Annotated in this window: 15 protein-coding genes; 7 read left to right on the forward strand and 8 right to left on the reverse strand. The window is 59.3% G+C overall.

Annotated features, from left to right (window positions below; translation table 11 throughout):
• Positions 1-12: 12 nt before the first annotated feature.
• The 4 genes from MHH62_RS01360 to MHH62_RS01375 form a co-directional block, all read right to left on the reverse strand.
• Positions 13-4,443 (reverse strand): SpvB/TcaC N-terminal domain-containing protein, encoded by a 4,431-nt coding sequence (locus MHH62_RS01360; protein ID WP_339232278.1) that lies wholly within the window; start codon positions 4,441-4,443, stop codon positions 13-15.
• On the reverse strand, positions 4,440-9,119 hold the full coding sequence (locus MHH62_RS01365) for a neuraminidase-like domain-containing protein (RefSeq protein ID WP_339232281.1): 4,680 nt from the start codon (positions 9,117-9,119) through the stop codon (positions 4,440-4,442). The genes MHH62_RS01360 and MHH62_RS01365 overlap by 4 nt, the downstream gene beginning before the upstream one ends.
• A 34-nt stretch (positions 9,120-9,153) precedes the next feature.
• Positions 9,154-11,790: a Tc toxin subunit A gene (locus MHH62_RS01370; protein WP_020303042.1), complete on the reverse strand. Its 2,637-nt coding sequence runs from the start codon at positions 11,788-11,790 to the stop codon at positions 9,154-9,156.
• A gap of 183 nt (positions 11,791-11,973) precedes the next feature.
• Positions 11,974-12,450 (reverse strand): hemerythrin domain-containing protein, encoded by a 477-nt coding sequence (locus MHH62_RS01375; RefSeq protein ID WP_020303041.1) that lies wholly within the window; start codon positions 12,448-12,450, stop codon positions 11,974-11,976.
• A gap of 298 nt (positions 12,451-12,748) precedes the next feature.
• Here MHH62_RS01375 and MHH62_RS01380 point away from each other — a divergent pair, with 298 nt between their 5' ends.
• Positions 12,749-12,955: a hypothetical protein gene (locus MHH62_RS01380; RefSeq protein WP_003191730.1), complete on the forward strand. Its 207-nt coding sequence runs from the start codon at positions 12,749-12,751 to the stop codon at positions 12,953-12,955.
• A gap of 60 nt (positions 12,956-13,015) precedes the next feature.
• On the opposite strand, the gene MHH62_RS01385 is transcribed toward MHH62_RS01380, so the two are convergent.
• Together MHH62_RS01385 and MHH62_RS01390 are read right to left on the reverse strand one after the other, a co-directional pair.
• Positions 13,016-13,576 carry a type 1 glutamine amidotransferase domain-containing protein gene (locus MHH62_RS01385; protein WP_020303040.1) on the reverse strand — a complete coding sequence of 187 codons (561 nt, stop codon included), beginning with the start codon at positions 13,574-13,576 and terminating at the stop codon, positions 13,016-13,018.
• A gap of 30 nt (positions 13,577-13,606) precedes the next feature.
• Positions 13,607-14,110 (reverse strand): DUF4142 domain-containing protein, encoded by a 504-nt coding sequence (locus tag MHH62_RS01390; RefSeq protein ID WP_020303039.1) that lies wholly within the window; start codon positions 14,108-14,110, stop codon positions 13,607-13,609.
• A gap of 196 nt (positions 14,111-14,306) precedes the next feature.
• Here MHH62_RS01390 and MHH62_RS01395 point away from each other — a divergent pair, with 196 nt between their 5' ends.
• From MHH62_RS01395 to MHH62_RS01405, 3 genes are all read left to right on the forward strand, one after another.
• Positions 14,307-14,516 (forward strand): hypothetical protein, encoded by a 210-nt coding sequence (locus tag MHH62_RS01395; protein WP_014718794.1) that lies wholly within the window; start codon positions 14,307-14,309, stop codon positions 14,514-14,516.
• Between the two features lie 178 nt (positions 14,517-14,694).
• On the forward strand, positions 14,695-15,489 hold the full coding sequence (locus MHH62_RS01400; protein ID WP_339232284.1) for a class II aldolase/adducin family protein: 795 nt from the start codon (positions 14,695-14,697) through the stop codon (positions 15,487-15,489).
• A gap of 198 nt (positions 15,490-15,687) precedes the next feature.
• Positions 15,688-18,684 (forward strand): amino acid adenylation domain-containing protein, encoded by a 2,997-nt coding sequence (locus MHH62_RS01405; protein ID WP_339232286.1) that lies wholly within the window; start codon positions 15,688-15,690, stop codon positions 18,682-18,684.
• Here MHH62_RS01405 and MHH62_RS01410 read toward each other — a convergent pair.
• A complete protein-coding gene (locus MHH62_RS01410) occupies positions 18,664-19,509 on the reverse strand; it encodes a helix-turn-helix transcriptional regulator (RefSeq protein WP_032905012.1) in 846 nt (281 codons plus the stop codon). The genes MHH62_RS01405 and MHH62_RS01410 overlap by 21 nt on opposite strands.
• 109 nt (positions 19,510-19,618) lie before the next feature.
• On the opposite strand from MHH62_RS01410, the gene MHH62_RS01415 reads away from it, so the two are divergent.
• The 3 genes from MHH62_RS01415 to glsB all read left to right on the forward strand — a co-directional run bounded on the left by MHH62_RS01415 (position 19,619) and on the right by glsB (position 21,411).
• Complete coding sequence (locus MHH62_RS01415; RefSeq protein WP_020303036.1) at positions 19,619-20,029, forward strand: hypothetical protein; 411 nt, start codon at positions 19,619-19,621, stop codon at positions 20,027-20,029.
• 73 nt (positions 20,030-20,102) lie between these two features.
• A complete protein-coding gene (locus MHH62_RS01420) occupies positions 20,103-20,447 on the forward strand; it encodes a hypothetical protein (RefSeq protein ID WP_014718790.1) in 345 nt (114 codons plus the stop codon).
• Positions 20,448-20,502: 55 nt separating this feature from the next.
• Positions 20,503-21,411, forward strand: coding sequence for a glutaminase B (gene glsB, locus MHH62_RS01425; RefSeq protein WP_014718789.1), 909 nt, complete (start codon positions 20,503-20,505; stop codon positions 21,409-21,411).
• Between the two features lie 1,257 nt (positions 21,412-22,668).
• Here the strand turns inward: glsB and MHH62_RS01430 are convergent.
• A complete protein-coding gene (locus MHH62_RS01430) occupies positions 22,669-23,913 on the reverse strand; it encodes a saccharopine dehydrogenase family protein (RefSeq protein WP_019817179.1) in 1,245 nt (414 codons plus the stop codon).
• Between the last annotated feature and the right edge of the window lie 11 nt (positions 23,914-23,924).

A 23,924-nucleotide genomic window follows, 5' to 3' on the forward strand; every position in this document is an offset into this window, starting at 1 on the left:
CCGGCTCTGTTGTCAGTCCGGCGCGTGCGTGTCGTTTTCGTCCTCAGCGATGCTGTACCAGGCGCAGTAGGTCTGGCGCCGTGTGTCGCCGTTGGCATTGACCACGCGCACCGGGCGTCCCAACGCGTCATGAAAATGTTGCTCGCTGGGGCGCAAGGTGTTGAAGGCCGCATCGTCGATATAGCCAGCACGGTCGGCAAAGTAAGGTCGCCAGGTGCGCGCCAGGCAACCTTGATTGTCATACTCCACACGGCCGCTGATCCGCCAACGGCGAGTGGCGTCGATTGGCTCGGCACCCGCGCTCAACATACCGGCGTCATCGACTGCAAAGGCCGGGCCTGGTTGCGCCTTTTCCTGGGTTTGCCGCACGCGGCCAAAGCCGTCGCTGAAGGCGAGAGCGACCTGAATCTGCGGGGTTGGCGACGTGCCTTGCCAACGGTCGGCGTGCAGTACCACGACGTGCACCGGCACTTGCCTGGCCGCCTGAATCAGGCGCTTGAGGGTTTGATGATGGGGGAGCGCAGCGCTCAGGCTGTTCAGGCGTGCCAACGCCGAGGCACGAATGTGCCCGCTGGGCAGCAGGTAACCGTTGCTTACCCATTGCGCCTGGATGCTGGCGGGTGGAATGTGCCCCATCCAACTGAACACGTCGTAGAAACACGCGCTTTGAGCGTTGAACAACGCCGCTTTCGGATCAGCCAGGGCCTGCGCCGGGCCCGTATCGGGCGTGCGGATGAAGGGCGTTTGGGCGTCATGGCCGACGGGCTTTCCTTGCTCCTCTCCCTTGAGGCCGGTCGCCAGCAGCTGCCCGTGGGCGTCGTAGTGCGCGTAGCGTTGCGTACGCTGTGCGTCAGTCACCGTCACCGGCAGGCCAAGACGGTAGTCGTACTGCGCCTGGGTCGTGCAGCCGTCCGCCAATTGCACCTTGATGATGTACAGCCCATAGCGGTCGTACTCGGACTGCGTGAACCCATGGCTCAGGCTCGCCTGATGCCGACGAGGCCGATAGAACATTTCAGCCTGGCCGTAACGGGTGTACCCCTGGCCGAGCGACCACAGGGTGATAGCCTCGTCCTGCCCGGGGGCCGGTGACAGGAACGCGGCCATGGCCCGATAGTGCTGTGCACTCAGCGTGGCAGCGACAGGGCGGCCCTCATACACCTCCAGCGCTTGCTGATCGAGTTCGGCTGTCTCGATATAGGCGGGCAGCGCCTGAAAACTTGCGGTGCCGGCCGGCAAGGGGGCGGTGTGCTCCGCCACGCAGTAGTGCTGCACCGACAGCCCCCCCAGCCTGCGTTCGGCCGCTGTTCCCAGTGGAGCGGACGGGCCCTGCGCAATGAAGTGTTCATAGCTTATTTTTTCAATTGCTAACGCCTCTTTGCTCAGGACCAGCACGTTGCATCGTTGCTGGTAGGGCAAGTGCAAGCGCCAGCGCTGCGCGGCGTCAAGGTGAATGAAGCGGGCGCGGGTTTCGTTGAGGTAATACGCCTGCTGCGCCGAATCATGCGCGTCACGCCACCACTGCTGCTCGTGGGCCGGCCCCGGCGGTGGGGCGTCGCTGGCTGTCTTGCGACGAGCGTAGTCGACCACCACGCTGTGCAGATTGCCGGCGTAGCAGTCCCAGCGCAGATTGAGGATATGCCGACAGCATGGGTCGCCCGGTTGGCGCTCGTAGCGACAGGTCAGCGACTCCAGCAACAGTGGCAGCAGCACCGCCGGTTCGCCGGCCTTGGCCGACGGGCTTAGTTGGCGTATGAAATAGCGCTGTTGCTGCACCGAATACGGCACTGCTTGTGGTGGCGAGTCGGCGGCTGCATATACCTCTTCACGCAGCAGGCTACCCGCCAATGCACGCTGCATCGCGCGGCGGGTGGTTGCGCCGGGCGTAGCGATCAGCGTATCTCCTGTGCGCCCGGCCTCCAACTGGCCCAGCAGGGTTGGCCCCAGCGCGGGCGCCTGCGGGTCGCCCGGGTAAAAAGCCTCCTGCGAGGGCTCAAAGGTGTGGAACCAGCGTTTGGTCAACACCCCAGGCGGCGCACCGGCCGTAGGAGGTTGTTCGGTGTGCAACACCAGGCCAAAGCCGATGAACTGGCGTTCCTCACGGTCGTAGCAGGCTTGCCGGTAACGAAAATACTGGGTGGAGCGGTTACGGCTGACCAGATCCTTTTGCTGTTGCCGCTTGACCACCTGTACCGGGAACGCAAGGCTACTGCCTCGAGGCACTCCCAGGGTTTGCCCGTGCTGTTTTTCGTCGAGCCATTCCTGGGCGCTGCTGCGGTAGCTCAGTTGGGTGGAGGCCCCCCGGTTGTTGAGCGTGGCGGTTAACAAATACGGTTTGAGACTGACGAAGTCATACCGCCAGTGCTGGGGTGTCATGTGCGGCACGCTCAGGATCAGGCTGGAACAGCCCAGGCCTTGAAGGTCGGCAAAGCTGACCTGGCATGTCGCGTCATGGCGCACGCCCTCGGGCCAACGCAGTGTCAGTGGCTCCGATGCCAGCCCGCTGCCGGCGCGGTTCATATAGATCTGTATGTGTTCAGGCGCCAGGTAAATCAGGTCCACCGCGCCTGAGCCGTCCAGGTCGGCGAGGCGAATATGCTCGGCATCGAAGCTGGCGTGGTCGAACGCCAGCGTGGCGAAGACAAACCCTTTGCCGAAGCGTCCACGGCCGAGGTTGGGCCAGCACTTGATTTCGTTATGGCGGATGCGCACCAGGTGTTGTTGGCCGCTGCCCAGGGGGTCGCAAAAGGCGATCAATTCGGCCGGCGAATGGCTGAGGGTTGGCAGTCCCTCATCGTCGGGCGCATGGCGCACCTGCTGGCCAGGATCAAACCCGCCGTCCTGGCGCTGAGCGTACAGGCGCACGCTGCGGCTGCCGATCAGAACCAGGTCCAGCCTTCCGCTGCCCATCAGGTCGGCCAGTTGCCCGTGGGGATGGAAAAACTCCTGGGGCATCGCCGCAAAAGGCACGAAACCCGACCATTGCCGCTGCGAGTCGAGGCTGAAAAAACCGCTCAGCCCTGGTTGCGCCACCACCCATTCCAGATGCCCATCGCCGTCAAGATCCGCCAGTGCCTGGCGCGTGGCTTGGGCGGTATCGGCGAGGGGGATGCGTGGCAGGGTCTGCCATGGGCCATAGATCAGCGCATTGCTGCTGGCCCGGCCGGGGGCCCTGAGCGGCTCGCGGTAGTACCAGCTTTTATCGGTGCGGTGCAGGATGCCCGGCAAACCGTCGCGGTACAGGTCGACCAGTTGATAATGCTGCCCGTCGTTGATGCCCGCCATGGCGTCGAACGCTTGGTAGCGCGCGGCGTCCAGCGTCGGCACGAAGGCGCTGTAGGCCAGTTCCAGAGGCGGCCAGGCACTGGCGTCCCCTTGGGCGTCAAAGGCCTGGTTGTGCACAGCGTTCAGGCAACTGCCGATGGCGTGGCGATGGGTGTACTCCAGCAATAGACGCCGCGTCAGCACCGGCTCGACGCCCAGGCTCGGCTCGTCGGGGAAGTAATGAAACATCAGCACTTGCTGACACCGCCGCAGGGTGCCGAGCTCAAAGCCATAGGCATAGCTGCTGATCGGGTCGTTGCGGATCGGCCAGGCATGTTGTTCGGCATAGGTCGGCACTTGGCTCAGGCCGGTGTGGCGTTCGCCATAATCCAGCAGCAGTTCGAAGTGCCATTGCTTGTCAGCGAGGGTGTCCGCACGCCACAGCGCCAGATGCTCAAGGGGCTTGAGGTTGCCGTAGCACACCCGCGCCAGATAACGCTGGGCGCGATAGTCCCTGGCGGCGCTTGGCGGCTGGTCGTCTGGTTTGTAGTGGTAATAGATCTGCTCACCCAAAGGGTTGAGGCTTTCCTGCAACAGCCATTGGGCAACACGTAGGCCGTCGTTTGGGTCTGCACAGCGCGCGATCAGAGTCTTGCCGAACAGGTGCACGCAGCCGTCGGCCCCCTGAACCAGCCAGAACCCGGCCTTGTCGCTGTCACAAGACCAATGCTCGATACGGTCGAAGCGCGCTTCTATCACCGGAAAATAGCGCACCACTCGGTGGGGTTCATCCAGGGCCAGGCCGTTATAGTGGTCCCAGGTGGTGGCCTGAATTGCGCCGTCGGCATCACGCTCAGGGATCATGTCGATGCCTTGGGGGCTGATGAAACGGTCGTCATCACCGTAGGCCGGTACGCCTTTGCGGGTATCACGGGTGATGGCGCCTGCCGACATCGCCCAGCCGAGGCCGAAGGGCCCGTTGCCTAGGGCGCTGCGATAACCCAGGCTCAGGGCCGGCGTGAAGCCACGGCCCGGCGAAATGGGCAAGGGCACCTCCAGGCACGCCTCACCCCGTGTGCCCACGGCACCCCATTGCGCGCCGGGGCCCTGGATGGCGCCACCGCCCTTGGGCAGCGCAGGAATCTTCGGTTCCAAGAGTTCGGGCGGCTGCACGCTCATCGTTGACCTCCGGTGTTTTTAGCGGTGTAGCGCAGGTGCACGATGATATCGGTGAGGGATTCGAGCAGGGCGTTTTGCCGGGCATGGTTGGGAAAGGTCAGTTGCCAGGTGGAGATCGCTCCTGTGTATTCGAACGGCAGGTAACGCTCGTCGCTGTCGAAGTTCAAGGTAAACAGGCCGCTGTCGTTGAGCCCGCTGGACAGGGCGATTTGCTGTTTGGCGCGCAGGTCTTTTTTTACCGCAGCGTCGGTGTGTCTGGCCGCGGGGGTGAGGTACGTGGTATTGGCGGTTTGGGTCAGGATGGCCTTGATGTCTTCATAGGGGCCCAGCGTGGCGGGCAGGGACACACTGACGTGCTTGATACGCCGCAGGTAATGGCCTGGGTAGTCGTCGTCAAATAGCTTGAGGGTCAGTTCAAAGGTCAAGGCGCCGGTTTTTACCAGGTCGGCTTTAAGCGCGGCCCAGGGCATGTCGCGCGTGGCCACAGGGTCTTGGCTGTGCAGATGGTGCAACGACACGGTTTTAGTGATTTCCAGCAAACGTTCGTTGTGGGTGAGGTAGGCGTTACTCATGCTCAGTAGGTTTTGCTTGAGCGCTTCCCCGGCGCTGAAGCCGCGATATTGATGGGTCCAATGCTGGGTTTGAATGAAGTGCTTGTCCCACTGAGCCCGTTCTTCCTGCCAACAGGCCTCGGCCGCCAGGCACAGCGACAGGCTCGAGTCATAGGCTTGGTAGTAGAAAGTGGAAAGTTGGCCATTGAGCCATTGATACAGTTGGGCGTTGGTAAAGCGTTTGCCGAGCTGGTCGTACAGGCTTCGTGCTTGGGCCAGGCTGGTCTGGGCCAGGCCCAGTTGCAAGCGGGTATGGGCTTGCTGTTCGGTGTAAGCCTGCAACTGGGCGTCGACCTGGGCCAGCTCAAGGCGTGCCTGTTCCAACGAATGGGCCCACTCGGCGGCGCGTCGGGCAAACAGGTCGGTGCGGTCCAGGTGGGCAGCATTGGCGCGCTTGTCATTGGCAATGCCTTGGGCCGTCGCGTGCAGGGCGTGAAAAGCGCCCTCGTAGCGCACGCCGCCGTTGGAGGTGCCAAAAATATTCGGTATCAGCATCGCCAGCCCCGCGCCGGCTTGTGCCACGGCGGCGGCGGTGTCCCAGCGCGCACTGTCCTGGTACTCCTGGGTGGCCTGGGCCTCGGCCGGGCTGATGCCTCGCTTGAGCTGCTGTTCGAAGAACGTCACCCGCGCTTCGACCATGCGGCGTCCTGCCAGCAGCGCTTGCTGGTTCCTCGCATCGAACTGTACGGCCTGGGCCTGTTGCTCGACGGCCAGCCTCGCCAAGTCCCAGGCTTGCTGCTGCTGGGTTTCCAGGTACTGGGCCTGCTCTTTGCGTTCGAACAACGACAGTAAGGTCGCCCCCAACTGGATCAGGTTGTCGACCGCTTGCAAGGCGTGTCCCAGCAATACCTGGAAGCGGTAGTGCGCGGCCTGGGCGGTGCGCAGCGACGGGCGCAGGCTGGCGCCGACCGAACCTTGCTGGTACGCGGCAAGCAGCGTTTGAGGCGTCAGGGTCGCGGCGTACAGCGGCAGGCTCAAGGGTTTGCCGGTCAGATCCAGGTGATGGCGCAGGTTGTGCAGGCGAGATTCGATTTTGTCCCAGCGCAGCAGCAGATCAGGGCTCAGGGACCGACACAGCCGCGAGGTGCCCGCAGGTACTGTCGTGCTGTCGAGCGCGGAAGGGTTTTGCAGTTTGTCCAGGGTCGTGGCTGCCCAGGGATCGACCGGGTTGAGCGGCGGTCTTGGCCCGAGCAAGCCCTTGGCGCGGATGTACCACAACTTGGCGTCGGCCAGGCCGTCACGGGTCATTTGCCGGTACGCCGCATCCCCGCGATTGAGCAGGATGTCGACGTACAACAGGTACAGCGCCTGACGAAAATGTACCGCGCTGCTTGTCGCCAATGGGTGGGGCAGGGCAGAGGCGTTGTGGCGTTGTGGCGCACTGGCAAGCAGCGCGGGCAGGCGCCAAACGTCAGATGGGTGGACGGGATCGAACACGTAGCGTATCCACGTTTCGGCCTCGGCGTATTGCTGCTCCTGGTTCAGGCGTTGTGCCAACAGCCAGGGCAGGTAAAGAAACAACTCCCAGTAATAGGTGCCATGGGGGCCGTGGAAGTCCAGTGGACTGGGCTTTTCCTCGCCTGGCAATGGCGGCTCGCGCCAGGCATCCGGGGCCAAGGCAAACAGCTCATGCAAACCTGCGCCCGCGGTTTTTGCCAGCAGCCCGGCCACGCAGGTGTTGGTGCGTATGGGCGCTCGTTTGTTTTCAGGCTTATCGATCGACTCGATCGTGGACCCGTCGAAGTCAATGAATTCTGCCGCGCCATAGGGCGGGGTTGCGAGTCGCCGGATAAACGGAGCCAGTGGAATGATGGGGGTGCTGTTATCGGGCGGCAGGGTGAAGGTCGCGGTTTTCAGCGCGTAGCCCAGGATGATGGGGTCGGGGTAATGCACATCGCTTTCCAGCAGCAACACGCCGTGAATCAGCGTCAATGTGGAAGCCGTCGTGTCAGTGGAGTCCTCGTCGTAGGGGTGCAAGGTCGTGGGGGAGAGTTCGATCTGCGCCTCAAGCGTGTGCGTTTCGGAGAGTTCAGTGAACGTGTCGCGCAGGGTGCGCCGAGAAGCGTCTGCCAGGCCGACGAGTACCGTGTTATTGCGGTGAGGGCTTTCCGGTAAAGCGCTGTGTCCTTGTTTGGGATACATCAACACGGGTTTGTACAGGCGTTGTTTCTGCTGGACCTGGACCTTGTCCAGTACTAAGTCGTAGGCATGGCTGCTGGTCTGCGCCTGATTGTTGTAGAACGACAGGGTGACGGTATAGGTGGCGTCTGGCGTATTGAAAAAATAGTCGAAGGCTTCTTGGCTAATGCGTTGGTCGCGCAGATTGAATGTCGTGCTTTTCGGGTTTTCTTCATCTTTTTCAATCTGCGGCAGGGTAAAGGTCGTCGGCTGATTCGCAGCATTTTTTATAAGTTGGGCATAGCTGACGCCGGTCTCATTGCACTTGAGGGTCAAGTCGATGCGCACGTTGGAGAAGGTTGCCAGCTTGGCGCCCTCCAGGAAAATCTCGGCGGTGGGGCCTAACGCCAGCGTCTCGTTCTGGGCAGGACCGCTGCTGCTGAGGGTGATGGTCAAATTGACCAGTGCGTCTGCCTTGCTGAACCTGACAGTGCGGTGCGGTTCGAAGCGTTTCGCCAGGCGGGTGGTGACCTCCAGTACTGACGTTGTTCGGTTGAACCGAATATCGCTCTCAGCCGAAAGACTGCGGATATGCTGTTGATTGTCTTCGTAGTTCCAGCCATGGGTGGTGCCATGGGGCGCGTCGTTGGTCAGGGAGTGGACTTTGACCTGGACCGTGTCGGGCGCCCTGAATTGAAATCTGGCCCTGTTGTGGTGCCCGAACAGGGCCAGGTACCGCCCCGCCAGTTCCGACTCTTTATGCCACGAGAACATCCGCCGAGTGCTGCCCTGGGTTTCAAGCCAATGGACGTTGAAGTGCTGATCCAGCCGTACGGCTTGAAAGAAATGCCGATGCACGCCGTTGTGCGGGGAAGCCGTTTGATGGTTCGGCTGTGCGCTCAGGCCCAGGAACAGTGACGGCGGTTGGCTTTTTGAATCGAGTACGGCGATGGACGCAGTGGCGCTCATCAGGTCTTCCGAGCTCAAGTCATCCAGGCCCTGTGCCAGGCTGTATTCCTGGATGCAGGCCTGCGGCACGCTCCAACTGTCATCCAGTTTTTTATAGGAAAAGTACAAGCGCAACTGTAGATAGGTGATCTTTATCCGGGTTTCCAGCCGTTGCTGGTATTCCTTCTCCGATTCAACATCACCGCGCCCGATCCGGGTGATGTCCCTCGACGACGACGTCGGGTTGATGCATTGGGCCCACACCACGAAGAGGCGCCCGTTGAACACCACCGGGCGAATCGTCTGTTCGGGGACGTTATCGTCAATCGACAGCGGGATCTTTTGCCAGGAGGACCAGGCTGGCGGAGTGGTCGCGTCGCCCGAGGCCATTTTCAGCGTGCGCCAGTAATAGGTGTTTTCCGGACTGGACTTGCCGGTGAAGTAATAAGTGCTGCTGGCAAAGCTGTCTTTATCACCATCGATATAACCATTGAGGGTCTTGATGTTGGCAAGTGCTTCGAAGCGGCTGAGGTAACTGTGGACGGCTGTCTGCAGCGGCGCAGGCTCGATACGAAATTGGTTGAGCTGGTTCTCCAGTTGCCTGAAGTTGTCGCTTTTGCCATGGCGCAATGTAGGGCTCAGGTAGGTGGCCGGGTAGTGCTGAAGTTGCTGGTGGGCACGCCACAGTGAATAGGACAGCAACTGGTCTCGCCACTCGATCTGCTCGACAGCGCTCATGCCCTGTTCGTCGTAGCCGGGCTCCAGGCCCAGGTAAATGCCAGTGATGTACTGCTGCAGGCTGGCAATGGCGCTGGCGACACGGGTGGTGGGCACCGTATGGCGGACCTGGGGGTCGAGCAGCCAATAGGTATAGACATCGTCGACGGTCTTGACGGTATCGGCCACTGCCGTGTCTTCAGGCAGCACGCTGTTGAGGTAGAACCCCAGCATCGCGTCGCGCAGGTGTTCGTTGAGGTGGTGGGTGAGGGTGTCAGACATGGTCATTCCTTGAACCAGGCGAAATACAACGGGGTTAGGGGGCTGTGGCGATCAATGCCGAGCCAACGTGTTGCCAGTCTTCATTCATCAAGGTGGCATGCAGGTCGGCAGCCTTGAGCAAGGCGTTGGCGGAGAGGCCGGTGAGCCTGACGGCTTCATGGCAACGCAGGAGCCAGTCCAGGTCGGCCAGGGTCTTCACCTGTTTGGCAGGCAGGGATTCAACGAGCAGGTTGATTTCATCGACATCCCACTTGAGCAATGCGGCCAGTTGCGAAGTGCAAGCCCCATCGTGAGATACGGCGGAGCCTTCAACGGAGGATGAATTGGCGCGCTGCAAATAAGCGAGCACGCGGTCCTGGGCCAGTCCGTAGGTGCTGAGGCAATGGGCAAAGCGTTGCAGCAGGTACAGCGTGCTCAGCGTCAGCTTGAGCAGCGAGGCCGCGGTGTGGTCCGGGCTCAGCCAGTGCGGATGGAGCACAAAGGCCTGCAAGGCCTCACGGCTCACTGCCAGACCCAAGGACACTTCGGCATCCGGCAGGCTCAGCAGTACATTTTTGTGCAGCTCCGTGGTGGATTCGGCAGTGGCGGTTCGGGCAATTTGTCGAACCACGAGTTTGCGCCATTGCAGGTACGCGGAGGCGTCACCGGCAAGGTGTGAGGGGGCGTTGAGCAGCGTGTCGATGTTTGCTTTAAGCGGCTGCATTTGTTGGTAGAACGCGCCGAGCTTCTTGGTCACTGCCTGTTTGGCATCGCTGTGCAGAGCCGTGTTGCGTTCTGGGTTGAGGCTCAGCGTCTGGGCTTCGATAAGCTGCACCAGCCCATTGGGCAGTTCTTTGGGCGGCGCGGGCTTGAGCAGCGGTTGGCTGTGCAGCAGCCCTTGTACGATGAGGGCATGCCAGGCAATGGGCGCCGCTTTGGTGTCAGGCTCGGGCTGGGGCAATGACAGGTCAGCGAGGTCTTCTTGCGCCAACAGGCCATGCCGAGTCAGTTCGACCACCTCATCGAGTTGGGTGATGTACGTCTGCACGTGGGGCGGTGGGGATTGGGCATCCAATAGCAGTTGACGACGAAGCTGATCAACCGTTTGACCCGTGTCGTTGAGCCAGCGGACCAGCCAGTCCATTTGCATCAGCACATCGAGCAGGTCGGCAGGGGCATTGACGCCCGAGCGACGCAGGCTCGGGTTGACCAGTTGGGTGGTGTAATCCTTACCGCCCAGCAGCGCCGCCATATGGTAGCTGTCGAGCACTGACAGCCCGAACATCCGCGCGATCCGGGTTTGGCGATACAGCGCGCTATAAAACGTCAGCGTCGGGCAAGCAGCGGGTAGATGCAGGCGGGCCTGCTTGATCAGCCAGTGCAACGAGGCCGGGGTGTCGCTCAGGTGCAGGCCGGTGCAGAGCTGGTGGCGCAGGGTTGTCGGGATTTCCTCCCTCAACGCCAGGGTCGGCCTGTCCAGCGTCAATGCCTGGCCTGGCAACGGGCCGGGGTTGAACAACTGGTCGTACAGCGACAGGCGAGTACCGGGTGCCCACACCGGTATTTCATCCAGCACGGCGGCAAAGGCTTGCAATGACAGGCTGTAGCGGCGTTCCAGATAGCGATAGACGCCCAGTGCGCGCAGGGTATTGTCGTTGGCGGGCCGCGCCGGGTCGCCCTCGTGTTCACGCCGCACGACGCTCGTTGACAGGGCGTCGAGTGCGTCGAAGGGCAATTGCGTCCAGCGTTGCAGGCGGATCATTCGGTGCAGGCGCTGGTAACGTTCCCATGAGGTATTGCGCAGGCGCGCAGCACCCTTGTCCTGTGTAGTGATCGACAGGGGCGACTGGGTCGCGCCAGCCTCGGTGATCGGCCCGTTCACGTACGCGGCACCGTCGTGCAGGCGCAGCTTGGCCGGCGGCGTTGGCAGGGCGCTTGCCAGAACATTGCTCGACAGCACCGGCACATACTTGCCGCAGGCCAGTAGCGCTTCGGTCTGATCGGCGGTGAGTCCGGTTTTTTGCAACCAGTGGGGCAACTCCTCAAGGGGCTGCGCCTGGGTGCCATAGTGCTGGGTAAAAAAATCCTCTGCCTGTACGTCTCCTGATCTTTTTAAAAAAGGCTCCGTCAATAACACCTGCTGGGCAGGGCTCAGCCCGGACAGCAAACGTTGCGCTTCATAGGCCTCGTGCCTGACCACGCCGTAAGTGTTTTGCGCACGCTGGCCGGTGGGCAGCTTGAGGCTGATGCGGTAACTGAGTTCGCCCAATTGTGGCTTGTTGCCGGACAAACCGAGCCAACACTGCCGATGCGCACGTTCGAACGGCAGCACGAAGGGGAAACGTTGCTTGCCGAGCACCTCATCAAGTGAGCGACCGCGGTATTCACGAGGGGTTTTTTTGAGGTGAGCGTCAATCTGGCGGGACAGGGTTTCGTTGATCATCGAGAGTTGAGGAATCACAGCGCTGAGGCTGCGTTCGTCCAGGGGCAGCGTCTTGAGTTCGGGGCGTCGCTGGTCGAGGGTGACCTTGGGCTGTTTGCCTTTACCGCTTTTTTCCAGCGCTTGGGCAAACAGGTATAACGCCTTCAGGTAGGCGATCGGGGAGTCGATTGCCGCCATGGAAGAGGCCGAACACAGCAGGTGCCAGTCCTCTTTGAACAGGTGGGTATAGGTGGGGGAGTGCGTGTCCATTGTGATGAATCTCCTGAAAGCCCCCGGCCACTGCCAAGGGCAATGGCACGCTAGCATGGGGCGCCAGGCTGGCTCGGTCGGCCGGATCGCTGAGTGAGCGAGGAGAAATCATCGGTGCAAATCGATAGCGCGACAGGGCCTGTGGGTCACTGTCGCGCGAACATTGCTACGAGGAGGCAGCCGTTACGCGGCCAGCGGTTTTTTCGCCATGGCTTTTTTGTGCGCAGCCTTCATCGCTTCCATCTCGGCCCCCAGCTCTTCGAGCAGCGCTTTACCCAGCAGTTTCTTGGCCTGGGGGAACATCTCGGTTTCTTCTTCTTCGATATGGTGCTCAAGCAGCTCCTTGACCACTTTGACCCGACCGGAAAACTCGGTGGACGATGGGTCGGTCTTTTTCAAGTCCGGCAGTACCAGCGAGTCGACGGTGCGGTGCTCTTCCTTGGCTTCGTGGTACATGATGTCCTGTTCCTTGCCACCCGCTTTCCTGAACGCGGGGTAGAGGATTTCTTCTTCAAGTTGGGTGTGCAGGGTGACTTCCATTTCAAGTTTGGCCAGCAACTCGGTGCGCTTTTTCACCCCGCGTTCAGTGGATTCGCTCAACTGGGTCAGCAGGGTCTTGACGCGTTCATGGTCGGCTTTGAGCAGGTCGATGGCATTCATAGGTAACCTCACGGGGGTGTGCGGGCGTGTCGAAGTGCACGCCTCGTGGTGAGGAAGGTTGCATCAGGCGTACCAACTTTTATGGTTATAAATCATCTTTAAAATCAGATGGTTATATTTTCATGTGCGCTTGTCGGTCGTGCAGCTTGCATGGTCGGGCCGCGTTGAGGTTGCACAACGCACAGCCGGTTGCTGACACTCCAGCGCAACGGGGGGCCATAAAGTGGGGCCAGGAAAATTCTAATGGAACCCTTGGGGCATCTGCTTGACCTAACGCTTAGACTTCAGGAGGTGAATCATGCAAATTGAATATATCTGGATCGTATTGGCGGTGGTTCTGCTGCTTTTGGAACTTTGGGCGATCAATATCGTTTTGCGCAGCACTGGCGGATGGGAGACCAAGGGGTTGTGGGTCGTGGTGCTGGTGTTCGTGCCGCTGCTGGGGTTGATTGCGTGGGCAATGTTCGGACCCAAGCGTGAAATGGCGCAGCAGCGTAAGAGCTGAAGCGGTGAGTGATAAAAAACAGGCGCCCATGGGGCGCCTGTTTTCATTGCGCTAAGCCGATCAGCCGCCGATGGCCTTGGCAATCGCCTGATTGAACGCCGGTAGGTCGTCCGGCGTGCGCGAGGTGATCAAGGTCCAGCCATTGGCCTGGCACTCTTTAACCTCGGCATCCACTACGCTGGCCGCGCCGGCGTTTTCAAGGTCGATGCGCACGCTTTTATAGGCGGTCAGGGTTTTGCCCTTGACCACGCCAGCGTCGATCAGGGTCCATGGCCCGTGGCAGATCGCCGCGATGGTCTTGCCGGCCTGTACAAATTCATTGATCAGGCGCAGTGCGGCAGTATCCTGGCGCAGCGTATCGGCATTCACTGTGCCGCCCGGGATGACCAGCGCATCGAAGTCGGCGCTGACAACATCCGACAGTTGCACGTCTGATTCCACGGTCTGGTCCTTTTCCGTGTCGCCGACAAATGTCTGGGTAGTGCCGCCTTTGCTGGAGGCGTGCGTCACGGTCGCGCCGTAGCCACGCAGCGTTTCCAGAGGCTTGAGCAACTCGTCGCGCTCGATGCCGGTGTTGGAGGTGATGACGAGGATGTGCTTGCCGTTGAGTTGCGCGCTCATGGTCGAGGGTCTCCTTAGGTCATGGGTTGATTAATGGGCGTATTTGGTTTGCAGTTCCTTGGCCATTTTCAGGTGGGCTTCAAGGGTGGGCAGGGTCTTGGTGGCGAAGGCTTTCAGCTCGGGATTGTCCGAGGAGGCCGCTTCTTTCTTGAACAGTTCGACGGTTTTTTCATGGGCCGCTACCTGGTTGTTGGCATAGGCCTTGTCGAAGGATTCATCGCGCATTTCCAGGATGGCTTTCTTCGCCTGGTCGGTGAGCGCGGCGTCATCGGGTACTTCGATATCGAGTTTTTTCGCCAGGGCCATCAGTTCCTGATTGGCCTTGGTGTGGTCTGTGACCATATGCTGGGCGAAGGTCTTTACGTCCGCCGAGCTGCTTTTTTCCAGGGCCAGCTTGCCCGCTTCCACCTCGGTGATACCGCCCTCGGCGGCGTTGTCGACAAAGTCGTTGGAGGTCGCCGCCATCGCGGTGGAAATCGAGCCTGCAATCAGCATGAAGGTAAGGCCCATCGGTTTCATCAGTCGAGTTTTCATGGTGTCTCTCCTTGGAAATGGCGGGATGCCGTTACCTGACTGTTGAATCGAGAGGCGGGTAAAAGGTTTAAAATTTTTTGCGCTTTTTTGCCCAGCGGTGAGGCGAGGCAATTGACTTGAACCAATTCGGATTCCCAGGGTTCTGCTGCATAGGGCCGCCATCTCAGGGGCCTGCCACTGCCAGGAGGATTGCACTGTGACTGATCATAAAACCGCCGATAAAACCCCCGACCCCGTCAGCTCTGAAGACGCGCAAAAAGGTAATGCCCAGGCCACCAAAGGGCAGACGCTTGAACCTGCGAACCCCAAGACTGACACCATCGACAAAGTGGTGACGCCGACCTCGATCAAGGACATTGAACGGCAAACGGATGCAATCAACGAAAAGCTCAACAACGGGCGTTGAACCTGCGGAGTTGATTGGCGGCGAGGGAGCTTGCTCCCGTGGTGGCCTGAACGCTGCCACTGCTGCTTTTTATAAATAAATATAATAATTAGCTTAGATTAAAATGTGCTTTTTATTATTTATGACCATCCCCTAGTCTTGCCTGGAAGTCCCCTTAGGCCATCCAGGAAGATTTGCCATGAGTAGCGTCACGCCGATTTCCAGTGTCTTGAGCAATGTGCGCCAGCGGGTAACACCGCAAGAGTGGGAGGTGCGGGTCAAGTTGGCCGCGGCCTACCGACTGGCGGCGTTGTACAAGTGGACCGATCATATCTACACGCATTTCTCAGCGCGGGTGCCAGGGCCCGAGGCGCATTTCCTGATCAATGCTTTCGGGCTGTTGTTCGACGAAATCAGCGCCTCCAACCTGGTCAAGGTCGATCTGGACGGCACCATCGTCGATGACCCAACGGGCCTGGGGATCAACTACACCGGCTATGTGATCCACAGCGCCATCCACGGCGCACGCCATGATTTGCAAGCGGTGCTGCACACCCACACCCGCGACGGTATTGCGGTGTCGGCGCAGAAGCAGGGGTTGTTGCCGATCTCCCAGCACGCTATCGCATTCTCGGGGCGTGTGGCTTACCACGGTTACGAAGGGGTGGCGCTGGACCTGGACGAGCGTGAACGGCTGGTGGCGGATTTGGGCGACAAGAGTGTGATGATCCTGCGCAACCACGGCTTGTTGACGGGTGGCGTCAGCGTCGAGCATGCCTTCCAGCAACTACAAAGCCTGGAGCGGGCCTGCAACATCCAGATTGCGGCACAGGCAGCGGGGAATACCGAGTTGATCTTCCCACCCGCAGAGGTGGTGGCCAAAGTCGAGCAGCAGGCCAAGGTGTTCAGCAATGGCGAAGGCCCGGGCGTGGCGCGGCATTGGAATGCGCTGGTGCGCCAGCTTGAGCGTACCGATACCGACTACAAGAACTGAGTCGGATGTGGATTGTTCCCACCCGGAGCGTGGGAGCAATCACTGTAAGGTCGTGATGGGCCACCTTTGGTATCAGAGGCGCATCTCATATAGTAAAAATATATAAAAAACTGTCATTTCCTACAGTTATTCATCTCGGCCAATAAAGAAAAAATAGCCTCTCATTTTTTGGCGTACCCCGTAAAAGAGGTGCTTGAGATGCTGACGGACACGGTGCTGGATTTATTTGCAGATCGTCTCGCTCAGGACGCTACTGCTCTGGCAGTCGTGACCGAGACAGAATGTCTTACTTACGCAGAGCTGGATTACAGAAGCTCTAAAGTTGCGGCCTTTTTGCAGTCCCGCACTATCGGGCGGGGTGACTACGTGCTGGTGCAGGGCGAGCGCTCCATTGAGTTGATCGTTGCATTCCTGGGCGTCATCAAGCGCGGTGCGGCGTTTGTTCCGATGGACCGCCAACTGCCCTATAACCGTAAAGCCTATATCGCCAGGCAATGCGCGGCCTCAATCATCCTTTCCACTCAACGCCATGATGTCGAGCCCTTGCCGGCAACCGAAGTCATAACCGTCAGCGAGCTGCTGAACTCCAGTCAAGTGTTGAGTTATCAGCCTGTTGGTGTCCGAGGCCATGATGCGATTTATGTGATTTTTACCTCGGGCACTACGGGCGAGCCCAAAGGCGTAGTGATCGAACATCACAGCGTCGCGCAATTGATGATGCAGCACAATCGAGATTTGGGTGTGACGTCTTCCAGTCGTTGCAGTTTCATGGCCGCAGTGGGGTTTGATCTTTGCCAACTTGAGATCTGGTCCGCGCTGACGGCAGGGGCCTGTCTGTATGTTCCGGGTCAGGATGCGCTGCTCAATAGCGATGACTACTTGTCATTCTGTGTCGCGAAACAGATCACCCATGGCTTTGTACCCACGTTGAGAATTTATGACGTGCTGAACGCCAGGCAGCCGCAAGGATTAGCCTTGAGCTGTCTTTACACCTGCGGTGAAAAACTCCATCCCGTGGAAGTCGACCATCTGCCTTATCGTGTTTTTGACTGCTATGGCCCCACCGAAACCACTATTTACGTCACTCGTAATGAGGTTCAGAGCAAACGCTTACAAAGGCCTGCATCGATTGGTTATGCGATAGATCACTGCCGCATTCATATTCTGGATGAACACCTCAACGAGCTTGTAGCTGGCGAAGTGGGGGAACTTTGTATTGCCGGGCCGGGCCTTGCTCGGGGTTATTTGGGTGCGCCTGAATTGACTGCGCAGCGCTTTATTTATTCACCCACGCTCAAATGCCGGTTGTACCGCAGCGCAGACCAGGCCCGAGTGTTGGCGGATGGACGGATTCAGTTTCTGGGCCGCATGGATGGGCAAACAAAGATTCGTGGCTACCGTATCGAAACCGGTGAAATAGAGACGCGCCTGCTCAAAGAGCCGAGCATCAACAGCGCGGCGGTGGTGGTGCAAGACACCGGTACACAAGCGCAAAAACGCTTGGTTGCTTTTGTCGTACCGCGCAACAGGCAGGTGCATAGCGGGCGATTGGTTGCAGAGCTGCGACGCAGCCTTGCTATGGATTTGCCTGATTATATGGTGCCCGAGTTATTCCATCGCCTTGACAGGCTACCTGCCAATGCCAATGGCAAGATAGACAGGCCAGCTCTGTTGACTCTATTGCAGGCGATGCCGACCGTAGCGTTGGATATACAACGCTTTACGCCGGGCCCACAAGTTACGTTGGCGAGGGCGTGGTTTGAGGTGTTGGGTCACGCTGATTTTGGCCCCCAAGACAACTTTCTGAAGGTCGGTGGGCACTCCCTGGGCGTGGCAGGATTGGCGGAGAAATTGTCAGTACAGTTCAATATTCACGTGGCGGTGCGCGACATATATGAACATCTGGTATTTGAGGATCTAGCGGCCACATTACACCGACGCACTCAGTCTTTACATGGAGAAAAAGGGGCCGAGCGTGTGCACGCTTTCGAAGCCGATGGGGCGCTCCCGCTGGACATGTGTTTCGCGCCAGGCTTCGAGTCGATGCAATTGAAGAGTCCCGAGCATACCTTACTGACTGGCGCGACCGGGTTTGTCGGTATTCATCTCTTGCACCAACTATTGGCCACCTCAATCGCCCATATTCATTGCCCGATTCGTTGTGACAATACGCCGGCTGGGCTGGTGAGGCTGCAGCAAGTCAGCGAGCGTTACCAAGTGCCCATCAGCGAAAGCGATTGGAAGCGCATTCACGTGTACGTAAGTGACTTGGCGGATGAGCAATTAGGTTTAGGGAAAGAAGTGTTCACCCATTTGGCGCGCTGCGTGGATGTGGTCTATCACTCGGCAAGCGCAGTGAATTTCATCATGCCTTACAGCTATATGAGGCGAGATAACGTAGAGGGTCTCAAGCAAATTCTCCATTTTTGCGGTGCGCAAAAGACAAAGGCATTGATGCTGATGTCGACCATCTCAATCTATAGCTGGGGCCATCGTTTCACCCATAAGAGCCATGTGTACGAACAGGATGATATCGACGAAAACTTACCGGCTATTCGCGATGACCTGGGTTATGTACAGAGTAAGTGGGTGATGGAAAAACTCGCAGATCTGGCCGCGTCCCGAGGTCTGCCGTTAATGACCTTTCGGTTGGGTTATGCCACCTGTCATAGCGTGACTGGCGAGTGTGCTCACTACCAATGGTGGGGGCGCTTTATCCGCACCTGCCTGGCGTATGGCGCGGTACCCGATCTGGAGCGTATGCGGGAAGGCTTGACCACTGTGGATTTCATGGTTGAGGCGGTGGCCCATATTTCCCGCGACCCCCAAGCGCTGGGGTTGAAGTTTAACCTGTGCCAACCAGAATCCACCAATCTGGACCTCAAAGCATTTTGTGAGCGGGTGGGCGAGCATTATGGCCGAACGCTTTCGGTTGTCCCGTATAAAAATTGGCTCGCATTGTGGGAACACAACCCCGAAGCATTACTTTACCCATTGCTTGGAATGTTCAAAGACCCGATGCACGCAGATCAGTCCATCCTTGAGCTTTACCAAGAAAATTATTCCTGGGATCGCAGCAACACCGTGCGGTTTCTTGAGGGTAGTGGTATTCGCGAGGCCCAGTTCTCTGGCGAAGTATTGGCGCGTTATCTCGACAAGTTAGATCCAAACAGCTCACGTCAAGGCGATAGTTGACGCGTTGCTGTGCGGCCCGACGGTACTGGCACGGTCCGCCAGGTAACGCGCCGGCGGTTGGCCCATGGCCTTGCGGAACATGGTGATAAACCCGCTGGCATTTTCATAACCCAGGTCCAGCGCCACGCTCTGCACACTTTCGCCGTTGGCCAGGCGCTGCAGTGAAAGGATTACATGCAACTGCCGGCGCCAGCGACCGAAGCTCAGGCCGATCTCTTCCAACAACAGGCGGGTCATGCTGCGTTCGCTCATGCCGATGCGCACGGCCCATTCGCCCAGGGTGGATTTATCGCCGGGGTTGGCCAATAAGCTGTTGGCCAGCCGATGCAAGCGGGGGTCTTGGGGCATCGGCAAATGCAGGGCTTCGATGGGGGCCTGGGCCAGTTCGTCGAGTAACGTCGCCACCAGGCGGCCCTGGGCGCCGTCTTCGTCGTAGAGCTGCGGGAAGCTCACCGCCCTGCCAATCAACTCATGCAGCAAAGCAGACACCGACAGCGTGCAACATTGCCGGGGCAGGGCGTTGGCGGCGTCCGGGTTGATCAACAGGCAGTACACATCCGCTTCGCCGGCACCGCGCGCCGCGTGTGTCACACCGCCGGGAATCCACAACGCGCATTGCGGCGGCACGATCCAGATACCCGCCTCGATCACACAATGCACCACGCCGCGCAAGGTGTAGATCAATTGCCCGTGTTGATGGTGGTGAGGGGTATGTTCCCAGCGTTCGGACGTATTCGAGGCGCCCACTGCAACAATCGAGCGAGGGATCGCGGCGGCGTCGCGGACCCGGCAGGGGTCGTACTGGTCGAGGCGGTGATGAACCATGGTGATAACTGCCTTGGCTGGATTGCGAAACATTCTGGCTATTCTGTGCAATGCTGTCCAGCGCCAGGCGCCCTATTATGAGAATCAATCTCATCAAAGGAGCTTTGCCATGCGACTCGACAGTTCAACTTTCCCGGTGGTGAAAATCTTTTTCGACGCGCCTAGCGAAGGTGCGCCGGAAGACGCCTTCCTGACCTTCGAATGTCTGCTGGCCCGTGAGCAGCCCTTCTTGCTGCTGCACGAAAAAGCCGTGGATGAGAACAATCACGAACACGCCCACGAAGAGCGCAAGCGCGCGTCTATCTGGATGAAGAAAAACAAGGCTGCCTTGCGTGCCTACGTCAAAGGCATGATCCAAGTGGAGCCCAGCGCTGCCAAGCGCCTGGCCCTCAAGCCCTTTGCCGTGACGTTCGGCAAGGCCTGGGGTTACCCGCTGCTGGTGGTGGAGTCCAAGGATCGCGCCTGGGCGTTGGCCCAGGATGTGCTGGATACAGAAGTGTCGGATGTGGCGCATTTCTGAGCCTGGCCAAAGCTCGACAGCGTCCACAATTGAACTACCTTGATTGACGAGCCTTCCCACTCGGTATTCAAGCATGCGCACTTTATGGACGCGGTACCTGGCGTTGCTGGAAAACGACCTGAGCACGCAGATTTTCGACAATGTTAAAAATCTGTTGGTCTGCGCATTGTTGTTTGCGGCGGGGACCAACGCGCTGGTGGGACCGCGCGAGTTGCTGATCGGTATCTTCGCCTCCAGCGTCGCGGGCTGGGGCTTGATTGTGCTGTCGACGGTGCTGATGCTGTTGAACGTCAGCGACGGCATTCGCCGCCTGGCCAAATTGCGTTATCACTTGGCGTTGCAACTGTTGTTGATCCTGATCTACGTGGTGATTGCCGAGCGGGTGGTAGAGATTGTGTGGGTGTTGCGCGCCCATTGACGTATCCTCCGCGCCTCGTTTACCACTGATTCGAACAAAGATGACAGGACAAGCTATGCAGGCGCTGCTGGAGTCGATCCTCGACGAAGTGCGCCCCTTGATCGGCCTCGGCAAAGTCGCCGATTACATTCCCGCGCTGGCCGACGTGCCCGCCAACCAACTCGGCATCGCGGTATACGGCAACGACGGCACGGCCTACTGCGCTGGAGATGCAGACACGCTGTTTTCGGTGCAGAGCATTTCCAAGGTCTTCAGCCTGGTGCAGGCCATCGACCATGGCGGCGAATCCATCTGGGAACGCCTGGGCCACGAGCCCTCGGGGCAGCCGTTCAACTCCATGGTGCAGCTGGAATTCGAACGTGGCCGCCCGCGCAACCCTTTTATCAACGCTGGCGCGCTGGTGATCTGCGACATCAACCAGTCACGCTTCGCCGTGCCGATTCTGTCGATGCGCGACTTTGTACGGCGCCTGTCGGGCAACCCGCAGATCCTGGTCAATAGCGTTGTGGCCGAGTCGGAAGCCCAGCACGGTGCGCGCAATGCGGCCATGGCCTACCTGATGAAGTCTTTTGGCAACTTCCACAATGATGTGGACGCGGTGCTGCACAGCTACTTCAACTATTGCGCGTTGCAGATGAGCTGCCTGGACCTGGCCCGAGCATTCAGCTTTCTGGCCAATGAAGGCGTGAGTGCCCACAGTGGCGAGCAGGTGCTGACGGCGCGCCAGACCAAGCAGGTAAACTCGATCATGGCCACCAGCGGCTTGTACGACGAGGCGGGCAACTTTGCTTACCGCGTGGGCCTGCCGGGCAAGAGCGGGGTCGGCGGCGGAATTGTCGCGGTGGTGCCGGGGCAGTTTACGGTGTGCGTATGGTCGCCGGAGTTGAACGCAGCGGGCAACTCGCTGGCGGGGATGAAGGCGTTGGAATTGTTGAGTGAGCGGATTGGGTGGTCGGTGTTTTGAGATCGTTCTCTCTGTGGGAGTTGGCTTGCCTGCGAAAGCGGTGGTTCAGTTGAAGAATCATTGACTGACAGGTCGCCATCGCGGGCAAGCCCGCTCCCACAGGGATCTATGCCTGGCGCCAATTCTGTGGGCAACCCACAACCAGTGTGGGAGCTGGCTTGCCTGCGAAAGCGGTGGTTCAGTTGAAGAATCATTGACTGACAGGTCGCCATCGCAGGCAAGCCCGCTCCTACAGGGATCTGTGCCTGGCGCCAATTCTGTGGGCAACCCACAACCAGTGTGGGAGCTGGCTTGCCTGCGATAGCGGTGGCTCAGTTGAAGAATCATTGACTGACAGGTCGCCATCGCGGGCAAGCCCGCTCCCACAGGGATCTATGCCTGGCGCCAATTCTGTGGGCAACCCACAACCAGTGTGGGAGCTGGCTTGCCTGCGAAAGCGGTGGTTCAGTTGAAGAATCATTGACTGACAGGTCGCCATCGCGGGCAAGCCCGCTCCTACAGGGATCTGTGCCTGGCGCCAATTCTGTGGGCAACCCACAACCAGTGTGGGAGCTGGCTTGCCTGCGAAAGCGGTGGTTCAGTTGAAGAATCATTGACTGACAGGTCGCCATCGTGGGCAAGCCCGCTCCCACAGGGATCTATGCCTGGCGCCAATTCTGTGGGCAACCCACAACCAGTGTGGGAGCTGGCTTGCCTGCGATAGCGGTGGTTCAGTTGAAGAATCATTGACTGACAGGTCGCCATCGCGGGCAAGCCAGCTCCCACAGGGATCTATGCCTGGCGCCAATTCTGTGGGCAACCCACAACCAGTGTGGGAGCTGACTTGCCTGCGAAAGCGGTGGTTCAGTTGAAGAATCATTGACTGACAGGTCGCCATCGCGGGCAAGCCCGCTCCTACAGGGATCTGTGCCTGGCGCCAATTCTGTGGGCAACCCACAACCAGTGTGGGAGCTGGCTTGCCTGCGAAAGCGGTGGTTCAGTTGAAGAATCATTGACTGACAGGTCGCCATCGCGGGCAAGCCCGCTCCTACAGGGATCTGTGCCTGGCGCCAATTCTGTGGGCAACCCACAACCAGTGTGGGAGCTGGCTTGCCTGCGATAGCGGTGGCTCAGTTGAAGAATCATTGACTGACTGGTCGCCATCGCAGGCAAGCCAGCTCCCACATTTTGATCCTCATTGTTCTTCGAATTGTAGGTGAGCCAAAACAAAAAATGCGCCCCTTTGGGCGCATTTTTTGCTCGGTCAGCTATGGCCTATCAGGCCGTCGCATCCCAGGCCCGATCACCGTTCTCGTCTTTGATCCGAGTCGGCAAGCCCATCACATCCAGCGCCTTGAGGAACGGCTCAGCTGGCAGTTCCTCGACGTTGGCCATGTGCTTCACATCCCACTCGCCACGCGCCACCAGCAGTGCAGCGGCTACCGGTGGTACGCCTGCGGTGTAGGAGATGCCCTGGCTGTCAGTCTCGGCATAGGCCTCTTCATGATCAGCCACGTTGTAGATGAACATCTCACGCGGTTGGCCATCCTTGGTGCCTTTGACCAGGTCGCCGATGCAGGTCTTGCCGGTGTAGCCCGGGGCGAGCGAAGACGGGTCGGGCAGCACGGCCTTGACCACTTTCAACGGCACCACTTCCAGGCCTTCGGCGGTCTTGACCGGCTGTTCGGAGAGCAGGCCGAGGTTTTTCAGCACGGTGAACACGTTGATGTAGTGTTCGCCGAAGCTCATCCAGAAACGCACGTTGGGCACGTCGAGGTTTTTCGACAGCGAGTGCACTTCATCGTGGCCGGTGAGGTAGAGGTTCTGCGAGCCAACTACCGGCAGGTCGTCGGTGCGTTTGACTTCGAACATGGTGTTGCTGGTCCACTGGCTGTTCTGCCAGCTCCACACCTGCCCGGTAAATTCGCGGAAGTTGATTTCCGGATCGAAATTGGTGGCGAAGTATTTGCCATGGGAGCCGGCATTGACGTCGAGAATGTCGATCGAATCAATGCGGTCGAAATGCTGTTGCTGCGCCAGCGCGGCATACGCGTTGACGACACCTGGGTCGAAGCCCACGCCAAGGATGGCGGTGATGTTCTTCTGTTTGCATTCTTCCAGGTGGTTCCACTCGTAGTTGCCGTACCACGGCGGGGTCTCGCAGACCTTGCCCGGCTCTTCGTGGATGGCGGTATCGAGGTAAGCCACGCCCGTGTCGATGCAGGCACGCAGTACCGACATGTTGAGGAAGGCGGAGCCGACGTTGATGACGATCTGCGAATCGGTCTCGCGGATCAGGGCCTTGGTCGCTTCCACGTCCAGGGCGTTCAGCGCGAAGGCCTGGATATCGGCGGGAACCTTGAGGCTACCCTTGGCCTTGACGCTGTCGATGATGGCCTGGCATTTGGAGATGTTGCGCGACGCGATAGCAATACGACCGAGTTCGTCGTTGTGCTGCGCGCACTTGTGGGCCACCACCTTGGCGACACCTCCTGCACCAATGATAAGAACGTTCTTTTTCAATTGCTTTATCT

It is taken from the genome of Pseudomonas sp. FSL L8-0168 (assembly GCF_037976155.1).
Classification (GTDB): Bacteria; Pseudomonadota; Gammaproteobacteria; order Pseudomonadales; family Pseudomonadaceae; genus Aquipseudomonas; species Aquipseudomonas paracarnis.

What these genes read in the sequence shown, in the direction of transcription:
- MHH62_RS01360 (WP_339232278.1), bottom strand. Translation starts at nt 4,443, where the DNA reads ATGAGCGTGCAGCCGCCCGAACTCTTGGAACCGAAGATTCCTGCGCTG.
- MHH62_RS01365 (WP_339232281.1), bottom strand. Translation starts at nt 9,119, where the DNA reads ATGTCTGACACCCTCACCCACCACCTCAACGAACACCTGCGCGACGCG.
- MHH62_RS01370 (WP_020303042.1), bottom strand. Translation starts at nt 11,790, where the DNA reads ATGGACACGCACTCCCCCACCTATACCCACCTGTTCAAAGAGGACTGG.
- MHH62_RS01375 (WP_020303041.1), bottom strand. Translation starts at nt 12,450, where the DNA reads ATGAATGCCATCGACCTGCTCAAAGCCGACCATGAACGCGTCAAGACC.
- MHH62_RS01380 (WP_003191730.1), top strand. Translation starts at nt 12,749, where the DNA reads ATGCAAATTGAATATATCTGGATCGTATTGGCGGTGGTTCTGCTGCTT.
- MHH62_RS01385 (WP_020303040.1), bottom strand. Translation starts at nt 13,576, where the DNA reads ATGAGCGCGCAACTCAACGGCAAGCACATCCTCGTCATCACCTCCAAC.
- MHH62_RS01390 (WP_020303039.1), bottom strand. Translation starts at nt 14,110, where the DNA reads ATGAAAACTCGACTGATGAAACCGATGGGCCTTACCTTCATGCTGATT.
- MHH62_RS01400 (WP_339232284.1), top strand. Translation starts at nt 14,695, where the DNA reads ATGAGTAGCGTCACGCCGATTTCCAGTGTCTTGAGCAATGTGCGCCAG.
- MHH62_RS01405 (WP_339232286.1), top strand. Translation starts at nt 15,688, where the DNA reads ATGCTGACGGACACGGTGCTGGATTTATTTGCAGATCGTCTCGCTCAG.
- MHH62_RS01410 (WP_032905012.1), bottom strand. Translation starts at nt 19,509, where the DNA reads ATGGTTCATCACCGCCTCGACCAGTACGACCCCTGCCGGGTCCGCGAC.
- MHH62_RS01415 (WP_020303036.1), top strand. Translation starts at nt 19,619, where the DNA reads ATGCGACTCGACAGTTCAACTTTCCCGGTGGTGAAAATCTTTTTCGAC.
- MHH62_RS01420 (WP_014718790.1), top strand. Translation starts at nt 20,103, where the DNA reads ATGCGCACTTTATGGACGCGGTACCTGGCGTTGCTGGAAAACGACCTG.
- glsB (WP_014718789.1), top strand. Translation starts at nt 20,503, where the DNA reads ATGCAGGCGCTGCTGGAGTCGATCCTCGACGAAGTGCGCCCCTTGATC.